The following is a 15602-nucleotide window of genomic DNA, read 5'->3' as shown; positions in this document are numbered from 1 at the left end:
CCAGTGCACGACGCAGCCGAACGCGAACCGGTAGTCCGGCACCGCGCTGGGCAGGGTGACCGGCGCGATCTCCCGTTCCTGCTCCCAGTCCTCCGGCTCGACATCCGGCGGCGGCGGGGCGGCTTCCCGCTCCTCCTGCTCGGCGAGGTGCTCGGCGAGCAGGGCGCGCTGCCGGCGCCGGTACCGGCGCTGGTTCACCGTCACCGCGGTGACCGCCAGCAGCGCGCACACCACCGCCGCGATCACCCACACCGGCCAGCCGGCGCCGGCCCCGACCAGCGTCGGCAGCACCAGGCAGGCCGCCGCCGGCAGCAGGACCTCGGTCGTGTCATCGCTCATCGCCCGTCCTCCACGTGCGGGATCCCCAATGCCAGGTCGATGTGCCGTCGCAGTCGCCGGGCGCGGGCCGACCAGGACGCGCGGGGTTCCGCGCCCGGCGCGTCGCGCACCCGCTCCAGCACGGCCAGGTACAGGTCGTTGAGCGGGCGGACCCGACCGGCGCAGGCGTCCACCAGCAGCACGGGGTCCCGGTCGAGCAGGCGGCCCAGGACGTGCCCCGGCACCGCCCCGGCCCCGGCGGCCAGCACCTCGCCCCACACCGCGACCAGGTCGTGGCGGGCGCGGCGACCGCGCGCCGCCGCGGGCGGGACGTCGAGCTCGTGGACGATCGCGTGGTCGGTCCGCCGCACCCCGTACTTGACGAGGCGGTGCAGCAGCCAGCGGTGGAGCCCGCGCCGGCGCACCAGGTCGAGCAGCGCCTCGCGGGCTTCGCCGCGCACCGCCTCGTCGCGGTGCCGGGTGAGGTGGTGCAGGCGGACCAGCGCCTCGGTCGGCCGGTTCGGCGCGATCACGGCGACGCAGGCGGTGATCAGCACCTGGGCGTACTGGGGCGACAGGTCCGCGCCCCTCGCCCGGCGGTAGACCTCGTCGCGGAACGCGGCGCCCCACCCGTGGTGCTCCAGCCCCGTGGTGAGGACCTGGAGCGCGAGGTCCGGCCGGTCGCCCCCGCCCCACCGGCGGGCCAGCGCCGTCAGGTGCTCGACCCGCCCGGTGGCCAGCGCCTGGTCGGCGAACCTGGCCACGAGGCTCGCCGCGCTCGGGTCGTCCACCTCGCGCAGCCCCACCACGACCTCCACCCAGTCGGGCATCCGGTCGCGCAGCCGGGGGAAGTAGGTCCAGAAGTGCGTGCGGACCGCGGCGTCGAGCGCGAGGGACGTGAAGCCGATCGCGCGGGCGCCGCCGGTGCGCAGGCCGACCCGGGTCATCCGCTCGGCCAGGTAGGGGCCTTCGAGCAGGTGGGTGTCGTCCTCGGGGAGCTCGACCAGCCTGCGGAAGTGCGCCTCGGCCCGCGCCAGCGCCTCCAGCGGCGCGCCGGAGAGGAACGCGGCGGCCACGGCCAGCGCGCGGGTGGCCCCGTCGCGGTGCTCCCGGAACAGGTCGGCCGCCACCTCGTCGCGGTGGGTCTGCGCCTCCTTCGCCGCGCGCAGCCACGCCGCGACACCCGCGTGCGGCTCGGCGTCGCGCGCTTCGCGGGTCAGCCGCGCGAGGTCCGCCGCCTCGCCCGGTGACGCCCCGGCCAGGTGCCGGTGGACGTCGTCGGGCACCCGGAGGTCGTCGAGGCCCAGGTGCGCCTTGAGCACGTCGACGGCGGGCGGCGGGTCCAGCCGGACGACCAGCGGGACGAGCGAGTCGCCCAGCAGGTCCTCCTGGTCCCGGCGCGCGACCACGGCGAGCCTGGCCCGCTTGGCGGCGACCGCGGACCGCACGGCCTCCAGGTCCGGCCGCAGCCGGACCACCCCTTCCCGGTCGAGCGCCGTGAGGTCGAGCAGCAGCCGGTCGTCCTCGTCGAAGTCCTCGGGGTCGAGCGCGGCCTCCTCGGGGTCGCCGGGCCGGTCGGGCAGCTCCCTGAGGGCGTCGAGCCCGGTGGTGCCCATCGCGGTGAGCAGCATGAGCGCCGCCGTGCGGCACCCCGTGCCGGGCGGGCCGGCCAGGACCACCGCGCCGGGTTCGGCGAACAGGTGCTCCGGGAACCGGCCGGGGCGGACGAACCGGTCGGCGAGGGCCCGGACGTGGTCGTCGGCCACGAGCCGCGCCTCGCGGCGCTTGCGCCGGACGACGTCGTGGAAGTGGTTGATCTGGGTGCCGGGGCCGCTGTTGACGGTGTTCGGGCCGCGCACCTCGTAGGCGTGGGTGTCGCGGTGGACGTGGTCGCGGCTCTGGTGGACGGACCCGTGCACGTCCCCCCGGACGTCGTTCGAGCGCGTCACGGCCGCGGGCGGCCGTAGTAGCGGACCCCGTCGCCGGTGAACTGGGTGCCGGGGCCGCTGTTGACGTTGTTGTCGCCGTGGGCGGTGTAGGTGGTGCGGTCGCCGTGGTAGTGGTCGCGGCTCTGCACGACGGTGCCGTGGACGACGCCGCTCACGTGGTTGCTCCACGTGTCGCGCTCCGCGACCGCCGCGGCCGGGTCCGCATCGGGCGGGTCCGCCGCGGCCGGGGGCTCGAAACCGCTGCGCAGCAGGTCGCCCGTCGGCAGCGGCACCCTCAGGTAGACGGTGCCGTCGAAGGACTTCACGCGCACCGGGACACCGACGTACCGGTCCTCGTCGACGCCCGCGTACCCGGAGACCACGGCGTCCTCGAAGGCCCTGCGGGAGATCGCGGCCGCCACCCGGGTGGCCGGGCCGGACCGGGTGAGCAGGTCCTTGACCACGTCGGCGTCGAGGAGCCGGTGGTTCTCCACGCGGGCGTGGCCGCTGCCGGTGCTCACGCCGTCCGGGTTGGGGTCGGTGATCGGGCCGACCGCGACGCTCATCCGCATCCGCAGCTCGGGCAGCCCGTCGACCTGGGCGCGGAACTCCAGCTCCTCCTGCAGCGCCCGCGGGATCGGGTCGACCAGCAGCGGGAGCACGGCCGAGTCGAACGCGGCCGACAGGCCGTCGCCGGTGCTCTGCTGGAAGCGGCGCTTCGCCCACGCGTCCACGGCGCCGACGCGCTCGAACGCCCCGTAGAGGATGTCCGGGATCGCGTCGGTCACCGCGGCGTGGTCGCGGCCGGGCAGGCCGCTGAAGTCCTTGACGTCCACCACCAGCAACGAGCGGTACGGCGGCAGCGGCACCCACTTGCGCTCCACGCTTCCTCCCCCTCAGAAGTCCCGACGAGGAGGAGGGTCCCGGTTCCGCGCCGGCGGGGTTGTCCGCCGACGGACAGATCAGGCGTGACGCGGATCACATCCCGGCGTGCGCCCTGAGGTCCTCCAGGTCGGCGACCACGAGGCGCGGGCCCGGCCGGAGCGCGCCGCTCTCCCGCAGCCGCTGGAGGTTCAGCGCCACCGTGCTGCGCGCGAGCCCCAGCCCGTCGGCGATCTCCTGCTGCGAGAACGGCACGTGCGGGCTGCCGTCGTCGGCCAGGGTCACGACCTCCAGCAGCAGGCGGGCGATCTTGCGCTCGGGCGTGAAGTGCACCAGCCGCACCTGGTACGGCACGGCCTGCGACAGCTTGGCGAAGCCGTAGTCGGTCAGCTGCTTGCGCGCCCGGTGCTCCTCCAGGAAGGCGTCGAACGCCGCCGCGACCACGACCCGCGCGACGCAGCGGTCGATCGCGCGCACGGTGGCGGTCCGCGGCACCGACGACTGGACGGCGATCTCGCCCAGCAGGTCGCCCGGTCCGCGCAGGGCGACCAGCAGCTGACCGCCGTCGGGCTCGGTCCGGAGCACCTTCACGCGCCCCGAGACCAGCGCCAGCACCACCGTGCCGGGTTCGCCCTGCCGCAGCAGCGGTTCGCCCGGTCGGTACTCGCGGGGCGCGCCCCGTTCCAGCAGCGCCCGCCACGTGCCCTCGTCGACCAGCGCCCGGAAGCCCCGCGGGGGTCGGGTTGTCGGCCCGCTCACCCCCACTGTCTACCGCACCGCGGACCGGTGGGGCGGGATGCGGCCGAACCGGGTCGCGGGCGGTGGCGGGACGAGCTGGGGGCGGGGCAGGCAGCGGCAGGGCAGGCAGCGGCGGGCCAGGCAGCGGCGGGCCAGGCAGTGGCGGGCCAGGCAGTGGCGGGCCAGGCAGTGGCGGGCCAGGCAGTGGCGGGGCCGGGCGGGGCGCACCACCGGGCCCGCGCGGGGAAGCCGTGCCCTCCCCTGTCCGGCACCTGTCGAAACGCTGTTGATCGGGAGGGCCGGCCGCGGGCCCGCGCGCGGTGGCGCACCATGGGCACGTGGACAAGGGCAACCCGGTTCGAGTGCTCGTGGTGGACGACGAACCGCACATCGCCGACCTGGTCGCGACGGTCGCGCGGTACGAGGGCTGGCAGGCCGCCACCGCGGGCAGCGGGGAGGCGGCGCTGCGGGCCGCCGCCGAGTTCCACCCGGACATCGTGGTGCTCGACCTGATGCTGCCGGACCTGGACGGCTTCACCGTGCTCGACCGGCTGCGGTCGTCCGGCGCGATGGTGCCGGTGGTGTTCCTGACCGCCCGCGACGGCACCGCCGACCGGGTCGCCGGCCTGACCCGCGGCGGCGACGACTACCTGGTCAAGCCGTTCTCGGTGGAGGAGCTGATGGCGCGGCTGCGGGCCGTGCTGCGGCGGTCGACCGGGCCGACCTGGAAGCGGTCGGTGCTGAAGGTGGCCGACCTCGCGATGGACGAGGACACCCGCGAGGTCCGCCGGGGCGGCCGGCTGGTCACGCTCACGCCGACCGAGTACGAGCTGCTGCGGTACCTGATGCGCCGGTCGCCGACCGTGCTGACCAAGGCGCAGATCCTCGACCACGTGTGGGAGTACGACTTCGGCGGCCGGTCCAACGTGGTGGAGCTGGTCGTGTCGCACCTGCGGCGCAAGCTGGACGACGGCGGCGAGCCGCTGATCCACACCGTCCGCGGCGTGGGCTACGTGCTGCGCCGGGCCGCGGAATGAGCGCGGGGTGAAGCTCCTGGCCCGCTGGGGCCGGATGCCCCTGGGCACGCGCCTGGCCCTCGGGCTGGGCGCGTTGGCGCTGGCGGTGTTCGCCGTGGTCGGCACCGTGATGGTGAAGTCCATGGAGGACTACCTGGCGCGCCGCATGGACGACCAGATGGCCACCACGCAGGTGTCGCTGAAGAAGGAGTACGACCGCAACCACAGCCTCAAGAGCTCCGTCTACGGCTGGTACTCCGCGCTCTACGAGGTGCGCGACGGCCAACCGCGGCCGGTGGACACCTCGGGACTGCCCGAGGGCTCCGCCGACGTCGACGAGTTCACCGCCGTGGCGCGGCGGGTGATCGGCGGCGAGGAACCGGCGTTCCAGACCGAGTACCTGGACGGGCTGGGGGCGTACCGGCTGCGCGGCTGCGAGGTGGCCGACGGCGTGGTGATGGTCAGCGCGGCGCCGATGCGCGACATCACCACCACGACGCGGCAGCTCGTGCTGGTGGAGGTGGCCGCGTTCCTGCTCGCGCTGATCGCGTTCGTGGTGATCGGGCGGGCGGTGCTGCGGCGCGGGCTCCAGCCGCTGAGCGACATGGCGCGCACCGCGCACGACATCACCTCGCACGACCTGACCGACTCGGCGCGGCTGCCGGTGCGCGCGGAGGGCGACGGCGGCGGCGTCGAGGTCGAGGAGCTGCGCACGGCGTTCAACACGATGCTGGAGCACATCGACACGTCGCTGGCCGCCCGCACGGCCGCCGAGCAGCGGTTGCGGCGGTTCATCGCGGACGCCTCGCACGAGCTGCGCACGCCGCTGACGTCGATCCGGGGTTACGCGGACCTGTTCCGGTACGCGGCGGCCAACGCGCCGGAGGAGCGCGAGGCGCACCTGGAGAAGCTGCGGTCGGAGGCGGCGCGGATGAGCGTGCTGCTGGACGACCTGCTGCTGCTGGCCCGGCTCGACGCGGCCGAGGTGGAGACCCCGCTGAGGCTCGCCGACGGCGACCTCGTGGAGCTGGTGCGCGAGGCGGCGGACGCGTTCCGGGCGGCCCGCCCCACGCACCCCCTGAGCGTGACCGCGCCACCGGGCCCGGTGCGGCTGGCGTTCGACCCGGTGCGGCTGCGGCAGGTGGTGGACAACCTGCTGACCAACGCCGCCGTGCACACCCCGGCCGGGACGGCGGTGGCGCTGTCGCTGTCCACGCCGCCGGGGCGGGCGGTGCTGCGGGTGAGCGACTCGGGCCCCGGCATCCCGGCCGCCGACCAGGGCCGGATCTTCGACCGGTTCTACCGGGTCGACGACTCGCGGACCCGCGACCGGGGCGGCAGCGGGCTGGGGCTGGCGGTGGCGCACTCGCTGGTCGTGGCGCACGGGGGGACGATCGAGCTGGACAGCAGACCGGGCTCGACGCTGTTCGAAGTTCGGCTGCCGCGGCGTTGAATTGCCGCGGCTCCGACGCGGCCTCGCAGCGTTGAACTGCCGCGGCGGCTCGGCCGCCCGGGGAGTCGGCAGGTCGAGCCCCCCTCGGTGCGGTCTCGCAAATAGGCCCTTCACCACCGATCTTGGTTTTGTAGCCCGCCCGACGTGGGCAGGCTGACGCGGCGGGCGCGGGCGAGGTTCGACTACCTGGCGTTCCTGGGCGCGCGGGAGTGGCCGGTGCTGGTGGCCGGGCTGGGCGTGCTGCTGGGCGCGGTGACCGTGCTGCCCAGCTCGTTCGGCGTGGTGCTGCCGGGTCGCGGCACGGCGCTGGTCAGCGACGCGATCGACGCGGCGGTGCGCGCGGCGGACCGCCCGGTGGAGGTGTCCGAGGAGCCCTACCGGCTGCCGCCGGGGCTGCGGGCGACCGCGCCGCACGTGCTGCCGCTGCGGGCCCGCGGCCGGACGCTGTTCAACGGCCCCGTGGTCGGCCTGCGCGACGAGCCCCTGGGCCCGGGACCGGTCCGGCTGCACCGCGCCCGCTTCTTCGACGGCGAGTGCTCCAACGAGCTGTGCTCGCTGCGGATCGTGGACCGCTCCTCCGGCGAGGAGTTCGACCCGCGCCGGAGGCTGATGGTGGACGGCGCGGGCCGGCTGCGCACGCTCGCCGAGAGCGAGCTGGCCGACCCGGTCGGCATCTCCACCCTCGCGCTGACCACCGACGGCCACGCCGTACTGGTGGTGCAGTCGCAGCACAACGCGGCCAGCCGGCTGCTTCTCGCGCCGTCCGGCAGCGGCTCGCTGGAGCCGCGCGACCTGGCCGACACGCTCGGGGGGTCGGTGCGCCGGGGCATGGAGCGCGAGCTGTGCGAGGAGACCGGGTTGCGGGCCGACGAGGTCCGGTCGACCCGCGTGGTCGGTTTCGCCCGGTGGATGGAGCGCGGCGCGCGACCGGAGTTCTTCGGCCTCACGGAGCTGGGCGTGGGCGCCGACGAGGTGCGCGGGCGGCGGGCCAGGGGCGTGGAGCGGCTCTACAGCTCGCCGGTGCTCCTCGTGCCGCTCGACCTCGCCGCCGTCGGCGCGGCCCTGCGGGACGGCGTCGAGCTGTCGGCGCTGCTGCCGGACCGGCTGCGCGACGACGGCTCGCTGCCGCTGCTCCTCGCGATCAGGGCCGCCGCGCTAGCCGGCGTTCGATGACTGCGCCCACAGGTCGATGCCGGACTCCACGGCGTGCTCCTCGATGCGCTCCAGCTCGTCGTCGGTGAGCGGCGGGCCGTCGAGCGCGGCGACGTTGTCCTCCAGCTGCGCCACGCTGCTCGCGCCGATCAGCACCGAGGTGACCCGCGGGTCGCGCAGCGCCCAGGTCAGCGCGAGCTGGGCCAGCGACTGGCCGCGGCTCGCCGCGATCTCGGCGAGCGCCCGCACGTGCGCCAGGTTCGCCTCGCCGAGCAGGTCCGTCGACAGGGACTTGCCCTGCGTGGCGCGGGAGCCCTCGGGGATGCCGTCCAGGTACTTGTCGGTGAGCATGCCCTGCGCGAGCGGCGAGAACGCGATGCAGCCCACGCCCAGCTCGCCGAGCGCGTCCAGCAGCTCCCGCTCGATCCACCGGTTGAGCATCGAGTACGAGGGCTGGTGGATCAGCAGCGGCACGCCCGCGGAGCGCAGCAGCTCGGCCGCCTCGCGGGTCTTGGTCGCCGAGTAGGAGGAGATGCCCACGTAGAGGGCCTTGCCCTGCTGGACCGCGCTGACCAGGGCGCCGACCGTCTCCTCCAGCGGCGTGTCCGGGTCGAACCGGTGCGAGTAGAAGATGTCGACGTAGTCCAGGCCCATGCGCCCGAGCGACTGGTCCAGCGAGGCCAGCAGGTACTTGCGGGAGCCCCACTCGCCGTACGGGCCGGGCCACATGTCGTAGCCCGCCTTGGTGGAGATCACCAGTTCGTCGCGGTGGCGGCGCAGGTCCTCGGCCAGGACGCGGCCGAAGTTGGCCTCGGCGCTGCCGTAGGGCGGGCCGTAGTTGTTGGCCAGGTCGAAGTGCGTGATGCCCAGGTCGAACGCCCGGCGGATGATCGAGCGCCCCAGCTCGCGGGGGCGGTCCTCGCCGAAGTTGTGCCACAGGCCGAGCGACACCGCCGGCAGCTTGAGGCCGCTGCGCCCGCAGCGGCGGTAGGTCATCCGGTCGTACCGCGATCCGTCGGGTCGGTAGGACATGCCCCACACCTTCGCACGCGTGACCGCCGCCCGCCGCACCGGTCGGGGCGGGCCCCCGGACGTGCCCGGGACCCGCCCCTCCACCACCGGTGCCTACCGGTTCGCCGGCCGCTCATCGAAGACCGGTCCCACACCCCGCTGCTGGGTGCTGATGTCGCCGTCCTGCTCGGTTCCCCTCGACACGATCTCCTCCACAACTTCCCCTCGGGTCGAACACGGTGAAAATATTCAAAATCCGACCGCGGCAAAACCGATTATCGGCAGGATTCGACGTCGAGGTCGAAGACGGGGTCGCCCGGGGCCGCGTCGACGGGAGTGCGCGAAACCTCCGAGGCGACACCGCCGGCCACGGCGTGGACGACGCGCTCGCCCACGTAGCGGTTGGCGTCCCAGTCGAGCTGCGTCGAGACGGTGACCAGCGCGCGGTCGCCGTCGCCGTCGGTCTCGCAGCCGAACAGGCTGCGCGCGGCGAGCCCGCCGCCCTCGGCCAGCACCAGCTTCCCGCCGGCCGCGGCGGTCAGCGGCCGCAGCCTGCCGTCGACCCCCCACACGCTGGACATGGTGGTGTTGGCGCCGACGGACTCGGTGACCACGACCTCCTCCCGCCCGTCGCCGTCGAGGTCGACGACGTGCATCGGCCTGACGTCCGTGCCCCACGAGGAGAACGGCACGTACGCCCGGTAGCGCTCGGCGCCGACCTGGGCGGACAGCACCTGCGTGGTCGGCGCGGGGTTGCCGGCGACGGACTCGATCCACGCCCGGTCCACCCGGCCGTCCCCGTCGAAGTCGAGGTGCACCTCGGACGCGGGCTGCGCGACGGCAGCCGGCGTTGCGAAAGCGAATCCGGCCAGCGCGAGGGCGAGCACGGGCACAACGGCCTTCATAATCAATTCCCCCCTGGAATTGAACACCACGACGAGCTCGTGGATTTTTCGGAGGACGCTCATTTGCGTCAACCGGAAAGACGCCGCGGCCTTATCCCGGTTGCCCCTTGTGAGCCAGGACACACGACCCCGGAATTCCCCTGCTCCGAAAAGACGCCCCGCCCGCCGCCCTCCGGCCCCGGGCGGCTGCGCCGGACGGGCAGGACGGCCGGCTCCCGGCCACCGCGCCGCCGTCGGCGGGGGTGGCCGGAACCGCGTGGAGCCGGTGGCGGGACTTGAACCCGCAACCTTTCGCTTACAAGGCGAGCGCTCTGCCAATTGAGCTACACCGGCGCGGCCCGGAGGCCGGGAACATCGTAAGCGCCACCAGTGGGTGCCACCTGCGGCGAACGGTCTGCTCACCGTGTCCCCGCGTTGGTCCGTCCGGAGGTTGGCGGTACCGTCCGGGTGGTGCCAACGGACAGTAAAACCGCTGGCCAGCGATATCAACAGTATTGAACGGACAGTGACCAGATCCCCTCGTCCGGGTCCCTCGGCCGAGGGTGTCGCAGGACACAGGCACAGCTGTGCGGCCGTCGGCGTGGCGGGGAGGACCGACCCCGACGAGGAGGCACGGGTGCGGCTGTGGCGTCGACACCGGCAGCACGAGCCGGAGCGGCCGGTCGAGGGACCGTCCCTCCCGGACGACTCGACCGTCAACCTCGTGCTCGACCTCGCCCTGCGCGTCGGCGAGGCCCAGTTGGCCGGCGGGGCGGGCGCGGCGGACGTCACCGACACCATCCTCGCGGTCACCGACGCCTACGGCCTGCCCCACACCGAGGCCGACGTCACCTACACCTCGATCACCGTCTCCTGCCTGCGCGGCACGGAGGCCGCGCCGGTCACGTCCATGCGCGTGGTCCGCACCCGCGGCCTCGACTACACGCGCCTGGCCGCCGTGGAGGACCTGATCCGGCGGATCTCCGCGCACCTCGTCACCGCCGACCGGGCCCACGCCGAGATCGACCGCGTGACCAGGGCCGACCACCCCTACCCGCGCTGGGTCGCCACGCTCGCCTGGGCCGGCATGGCGGGCGCGGTCGCCTTCCTCGTGGGCGGCGGCCCGGCGCTGGCCCTGACCGCCGCCGCGGTCACCGCGGTCATCGACCGGGTCGGCAGGCTGCTCAACCGCCGCGCGCTCCCGTTCTTCTTCCAGCAGGTCGTCGGCGGCGCCCTGGCCACCGCGGCCGCCCTGGCCATGTACGCCACGGACCTGCTGCCGGGCGTCCGCCCGTCGCTGCTGGTGGCCACCGGCATCGTGGTGCTGCTGTCCGGCCTGTCGCTGGTCGGCACCGTGCAGGACGCCATCACCGGCTACAACCTCACCGCGGCGGCCCGCACGATAGAGGTCGCGCTGCTCACCGCCGGCCTCATCGCGGGCGTCGCGATGACCCTGCGGGCGGGCGTGCAGCTGGGCGTCCAGACCAGGGTCGCCGACCCGCTGCCGCCGCTGATCTCGGACCTGCCCGTGCAGTTCGCCGCGGGCGCGGCCACCTCCGCGTGCTTCGCCCTGGCCAGCTACGCCCAGCCGCGCGCGCTGCTGCTCGCCGCCGCGGCGGGCGCCGTCGGCACGGCCTGCTTCGGCCTGCTCTCCCTCACCGGCACGAACGCCGTCACCGCCTCCGCCGTCGCGGCCACGGTGGTCGGCTTCGGCGGCAAGGTGGTGTCGCGGCGGCTGCGCGTGCCCGCGACCGTCGTCGCGGTCGCCGGCGTGGTGCCGCTGCTGCCCGGCTACACCACCTACCTGGGCCTCTACCAGCTCACCGCGGAGGGCGACCCGGCCGGCCTGTCGACGCTCGTGCTGGCCGCGGGCACCGCGCTCGCCCTGGCCAGCGGCGTCGTTCTGGGTGAACATCTGGGGCGGCCGGTGCGCTCCGGCGTGGGGCGGCTCGTGGCGCGTGTGCGCAGGTAGAGCCTGATCACCCGGTTTCCACGTGACGTCGCCCACCTGACGTGCTTTCGTCAAGTCAACCCAGTGTGACGGGACCGACGGCAGGGCATCCAACCTGCGCGTTCCCACTAACCTCGACGTGGGCGAGACGAATCCCTGAGGAGGCGCTACCCGGTGAGCAGCATTGGCGAGAACGGCGCGGACTTCCTGGTCGTGGCCAACCGCCTCCCGGTTGACCTGGAGCGCCTGGAGGACGGCACCCAGCGCTGGAAGCACAGCCCCGGCGGCCTGGTCAGCGCCCTGGAACCGTTCCTGCGCGCCCACAGCGGGGCGTGGGTCGGCTGGCCCGGCATCGCCGACGCCGAGGTGGAGGCGTTCGAGGAGGACGGCCTCCAGTTGCACCCCGTGACGCTGAGCGCCACCGAGGTCGCGGACTACTACGAGGGCTTCTCCAACGGCACCCTGTGGCCGCTCTACCACGACGTGGTGGCGCCGCCCGCGTTCCACCGGCGCTGGTGGAACGCCTACGTGCGGGTGAACCAGCGGTTCGCCGACGTGACCGCGAAGGTCGCCGCCCAGGGCGCGACCGTGTGGGTCCAGGACTACCAGCTCCAGCTGGTGCCCGCGATGCTGCGCGAGCTGCGCCCCGACCTGCGCATCGGCTTCTTCCTGCACATCCCGTTCCCACCGGTCGAGCTGTTCATGCAGCTGCCGTGGCGCACCGAGATCATCCGCGGCCTGCTCGGCGCGGACCTGGTCGGCTTCCACCGGCCCGGCGGCGCGCAGAACTTCCTGTGGCTGGCGCGGCGGCTGGTCGGCCTGGAGCCGAGCCGCGGCGCGGTCGGCGTGCGCACCCGGCCCGGCGTGGTGCAGGTCGGCGACCGGACGGTGCGCGTGGGCGCGTTCCCGATCTCCATCGACTCGGCCGGCCTCGACGCGCTCGCCCGCGACAAGGAGGTGCAGAAGCACGCCCGCAAAATTCGGGAAGACCTCGGGAACCCGAAGAAGATTTTGTTGGGCGTCGACCGCCTCGATTACACCAAGGGCATCGACGTGCGGTTGCGCGCGCTCTACGAGCTGCTCGCCGACGGTCGCGTCGACCCCACCGAGGTGACGATGGTCCAGCTCGCCACCCCGAGCCGCGAGCGCGTCGAGCACTACAAGCAGATGCGCAGCGAGATCGAGCAGATCGTCGGCCGGATCAACGGCGAGTTCTCCACCGTCGGCCACCCGATCGTCCACTACCTGCACCAATCGGTCGACCGCCGCGAGCTGACCGCGTTCATGTCCGCCGCCGACGTCATGGTGGTCACGCCGGTGCGTGACGGCATGAACCTCGTCTGCAAGGAGTACGTCGCCACGCGGTACGACCTCGGCGGCGCCCTGGTGCTCTCCGAGTTCGCCGGCGCGGCGGCCGAGCTGACGAGCGCGTTCCTCGTCAACCCCCACGACCTCGACGGCGTGAAGAACGCGTTGGAATCCGCCCTCACACTCGATCCGGCCGAAGGCCGCCGTAGGATGCGCGCGCTGCGACGCCAAGTCCTCACGCACGACGTAGACCGCTGGGCGCGATCGTTCCTTGACGCACTGGGCACGCAGACCGCGATCTGAATCTGAATCAGTTCAGACCACCCTTACCTGTCCCACCGAGCATTTGAGGAGGGGCGTTGACCGCCGAGGCCCTCCCCGCCGAGCTTCGCCGTGCGATCGTGCAGCTGGCCCGCACACCGCGCCTGCTGGTCGCCTGCGACTACGACGGGACATTGGCTCCGATCGTGGCCAACCCCGAGGACGCCCGTCCGCTGCCCGAGTCGGTGGGCGCGCTGCGCTCGCTGGCCGGTCTGCACGAGACGACGACCGCGGTGATCTCCGGGCGCGCGCTGCGCGACCTGGCGACCCTGTCACGCCTGCCGTCCGAGGTGCACCTGGTCGGCTCGCACGGCTCCGAGTTCGACGTCGGGTTCGTGCACGCGCTCGACGCGGACGCGCGAGCCCTGCACCGCCGCCTGGAAACCGCCCTGGAGGAGGTCGTCGCCGGCCACGAGGGCGTCGGCCTGGAGGTGAAACCCGCGAGCATCGCGGTGCACGTCCGCCGCGCCGACCCGGAGGTGGGCGAGCGGGTCCTCGACGCCGTCCGCACCGGCCCGGCCGGCTGGGACGGCGTGCAGGTCACCGAGGGCAAGGCCGTGATCGAGCTGGCCGTGGTCCAGACCGACAAGGGCCACGCCCTGGACGTGCTGCGGCACCGCGCGTCGGCGACCGCGGCCGTCTTCGTGGGCGACGACGTGACCGACGAGAAAGCGTTTGCCCGGCTGACCGGCCCCGACGTGGGCATCAAGGTCGGCGAGGGCGAGTCGCTGGCCGAGTACTCCGTCTCCGACACGCTCGACGTGGCCACCGTGCTCGCGTTCCTGCTGGAGGAGCGGCGCGCGTGGCTGCACGGCGACCAGGCCGTGCCGATCGAGCGCCTGACCATGCTGTCCAACGAGCGGTCCGTGGCGCTGCTCACGCCCGACGCCCGGGTGAACTGGCTGTGCCACCCGGAGCCGGACTCGGCGGCGGTGTTCGCCGACCTGCTCGGCGGCCCGTCCGCGGGCCACTTCTCGATCAAGCCGGAGCACGGGTCGCTGCCCCTGGGCCAGCGGTACGTGCCGGGCACGATGATCGTGGAGACCCGCTGGTCGCGCCTGCTGGTCACCGACTACCTCGACCACGACGTGCCCGCGCACCGCACCGACGTGGTGCGGCGCATCTCGGGCTCGACCAACGCGGTGATCACCTTCGCGCCGCGGCCGGAGTTCGGGCAGGTGCCGGTGCGGCTGCTGCGCGAGCGCGAGGGCCTGCGCGTGGTCGGCACCTCGGAGCCGATGGTGCTGCGCTCGCCCGGCGTGGACTGGCAGATCACCTCCGACGGGCAGCAGGAGACCGCCACCGCGGTCGTCCGGCCGCGCGAGGGCGCGCCGATCCTGCTGGAGCTGCGCTGCGGCACCGACGACCTGTCCGAGTCCACCCTGGGCGAGCCCGAGCGGCGCGCGCGGGCGGGCGCGCACTGGTCGGACTGGGCCGCGACGCTCAAGCTGCCCACCGTCGAACCGGACCTGGTGCTGCGCTCGGCCCTGACCCTCAAGGGCCTGGTCCACCACGACACCGGCGCGATCATGGCCGCCGCCACCACCTCGCTGCCCGAGGAGCTGGGCGGCATCCGCAACTGGGACTACCGGTACTGCTGGCTGCGCGACGCGGCCCTGACCGCCCAGGCGCTGGTGTCGGTCGGGTCCCTGGGCGAGGCCGAGGCGTTCCTCCAGTGGCTGCACCGGGTCCTGGAGACCCTGCCCGGCCCGGAGCGCCTGCACCCGCTCTACACGCTCCAGGGCACCATGCTGGGCGCCGAGGCCGTCATCGACACGCTGCCCGGGTACGCCGGGTCGCGTCCGGTGCGCGTCGGCAACCTGGCCAACCAGCAGGTGCAGCTGGACGTGTTCGGGCCGGTGGTCGACCTGGTCGCGCAGCTGGCCGCGGCGCGCGGCTCGCTGACCGACCAGGACTGGCGCATGGTGCAGGCCATGGCCGAGGCGGTCGCCCGCCGCTGGCACGAGCCCGACCACGGCATCTGGGAGGAGCGGCACGCGCCGCGCCACCACGTGTACTCGAAGGTCATGTGCTGGGTGACCCTGGACCGGGCCGTGAAGCTGGCCGAGGCGTACGGCCGGGAGGTCGACCCGTCGTGGCCGGTGCTGCGCGACACGATCGCCAACGACGTGCTCAAGCACGGGTGGAGCGAGGAGGCGCAGTCCTTCACCACCGCCTACGACGGTGACGACCTGGACGCGGCGTCGCTGCACGTCGGCCTGGCCGGCCTGATCGACCCGGCGGACGACCGCTTCCAGGCCACCGTCACCGCGATCGAGGCCGAGCTGCGCTCCGGGTCGACCGTCTACCGCTACCGGCGCGACGACGGCCTGCCCGGCGACGAGGGCGGCTTCCACCTGTGCGCGGCGTGGATGATCGAGGCGTACCTGCTCACCGGCCGCCGCACCGAGGCCGAGGAGCTGTTCGCGCAGATGGTCGACGCGGCCGGGCCCACCGGGCTGCTGCCCGAGGAGTACGACCCGATCGCGGAGCGGTCGCTGGGCAACCACCCGCAGGCCTACAGCCACCTGGGCCTGATCCGCTGCGCCCAGCTGCTGGCGGCGAAGTAGCGGTTCCGTCGACGGCGCGCCCGGTGCCCACCCCACCCGGGCCGCCCCGGAATATGTTAGAGATTGGCGC

At 74.0% G+C, this 15602-nt stretch carries 13 protein-coding genes and 1 tRNA gene; 6 read left to right on the top strand and 8 right to left on the bottom strand.

Annotation, left to right across the window (positions count from 1 at the left end; translation table 11 throughout):
• The 5 genes from ACFV4N_RS28570 to ACFV4N_RS28550 form a co-directional block, all read right to left on the bottom strand.
• Positions 1–339, bottom strand: a 339-nt coding sequence (locus ACFV4N_RS28570; protein WP_499675703.1) for a hypothetical protein, incomplete at its 3' end; no start/stop codon positions are given.
• Positions 336–2267 (bottom strand): hypothetical protein, encoded by a 1932-nt coding sequence (locus ACFV4N_RS28565; RefSeq protein ID WP_499675702.1) that lies wholly within the window; start codon positions 2265–2267, stop codon positions 336–338. The genes ACFV4N_RS28565 and ACFV4N_RS28570, both read right to left, overlap by 4 nt.
• Complete coding sequence (locus tag ACFV4N_RS28560; RefSeq protein ID WP_499675701.1) at positions 2264–3130, bottom strand: hypothetical protein; 867 nt, start codon at positions 3128–3130, stop codon at positions 2264–2266. The genes ACFV4N_RS28565 and ACFV4N_RS28560 overlap by 4 nt, the downstream gene beginning before the upstream one ends.
• A gap of 94 nt (positions 3131–3224) precedes the next feature.
• The gene (locus tag ACFV4N_RS28555) at positions 3225–3887 is read right to left on the bottom strand and encodes a Crp/Fnr family transcriptional regulator (RefSeq protein WP_499675700.1); all 663 of its coding nucleotides are present in this window, start codon (positions 3885–3887) and stop codon (positions 3225–3227) included.
• 9 nt (positions 3888–3896) lie between these two features.
• The gene (locus ACFV4N_RS28550) at positions 3897–4097 is read right to left on the bottom strand and encodes a hypothetical protein (protein WP_499675699.1); all 201 of its coding nucleotides are present in this window, start codon (positions 4095–4097) and stop codon (positions 3897–3899) included.
• Between the two features lie 107 nt (positions 4098–4204).
• Between ACFV4N_RS28550 and ACFV4N_RS28545 the strand changes: the two genes are divergently transcribed.
• From ACFV4N_RS28545 to ACFV4N_RS28535, 3 genes are all read left to right on the top strand, one after another.
• Positions 4205–4903: a response regulator transcription factor gene (locus tag ACFV4N_RS28545; protein WP_499675698.1), complete on the top strand. Its 699-nt coding sequence runs from the start codon at positions 4205–4207 to the stop codon at positions 4901–4903.
• A 7-nt stretch (positions 4904–4910) separates the two neighbouring features.
• A complete protein-coding gene (locus ACFV4N_RS28540; RefSeq protein ID WP_499675697.1) occupies positions 4911–6335 on the top strand; it encodes a sensor histidine kinase in 1425 nt (474 codons plus the stop codon).
• 144 nt (positions 6336–6479) lie between these two features.
• On the top strand, positions 6480–7508 hold the full coding sequence (locus ACFV4N_RS28535) for an NUDIX hydrolase (RefSeq protein WP_499675696.1): 1029 nt from the start codon (positions 6480–6482) through the stop codon (positions 7506–7508).
• Here ACFV4N_RS28535 and mgrA read toward each other — a convergent pair.
• From mgrA to ACFV4N_RS28520, 3 genes are all read right to left on the bottom strand, one after another.
• The gene (gene mgrA, locus ACFV4N_RS28530; RefSeq protein WP_499675695.1) at positions 7491–8519 is read right to left on the bottom strand and encodes an L-glyceraldehyde 3-phosphate reductase; all 1029 of its coding nucleotides are present in this window, start codon (positions 8517–8519) and stop codon (positions 7491–7493) included. The genes ACFV4N_RS28535 and mgrA overlap by 18 nt on opposite strands.
• A gap of 254 nt (positions 8520–8773) precedes the next feature.
• Complete coding sequence (locus ACFV4N_RS28525; protein ID WP_499675694.1) at positions 8774–9403, bottom strand: hypothetical protein; 630 nt, start codon at positions 9401–9403, stop codon at positions 8774–8776.
• 257 nt (positions 9404–9660) lie between these two features.
• Positions 9661–9736, bottom strand: a tRNA-Thr gene (locus tag ACFV4N_RS28520).
• A 247-nt stretch (positions 9737–9983) separates the two neighbouring features.
• Between ACFV4N_RS28520 and ACFV4N_RS28515 the strand changes: the two genes are divergently transcribed.
• From ACFV4N_RS28515 to otsB, 3 genes are all read left to right on the top strand, one after another.
• Complete coding sequence (locus ACFV4N_RS28515; protein ID WP_499675693.1) at positions 9984–11354, top strand: threonine/serine exporter family protein; 1371 nt, start codon at positions 9984–9986, stop codon at positions 11352–11354.
• A gap of 153 nt (positions 11355–11507) precedes the next feature.
• Entirely contained in the window at positions 11508–12944 is a 1437-nt protein-coding gene (locus ACFV4N_RS28510; RefSeq protein WP_499675692.1) for an alpha,alpha-trehalose-phosphate synthase (UDP-forming), read from the top strand.
• Between the two features lie 56 nt (positions 12945–13000).
• Positions 13001–15532 carry a trehalose-phosphatase gene (gene otsB, locus ACFV4N_RS28505; RefSeq protein WP_499675691.1) on the top strand — a complete coding sequence of 844 codons (2532 nt, stop codon included), beginning with the start codon at positions 13001–13003 and terminating at the stop codon, positions 15530–15532.
• Positions 15533–15602: the final 70 nt, after the last annotated feature.

This window comes from Actinosynnema sp. NPDC059797 (assembly GCF_042732085.1).
In the GTDB taxonomy this organism is placed as follows: domain Bacteria; phylum Actinomycetota; class Actinomycetes; order Mycobacteriales; family Pseudonocardiaceae; genus Actinosynnema.
The sequence above is the reverse complement of the archived record's forward strand: the minus strand, read 5'-3'. Positions and strand labels throughout refer to the sequence as shown.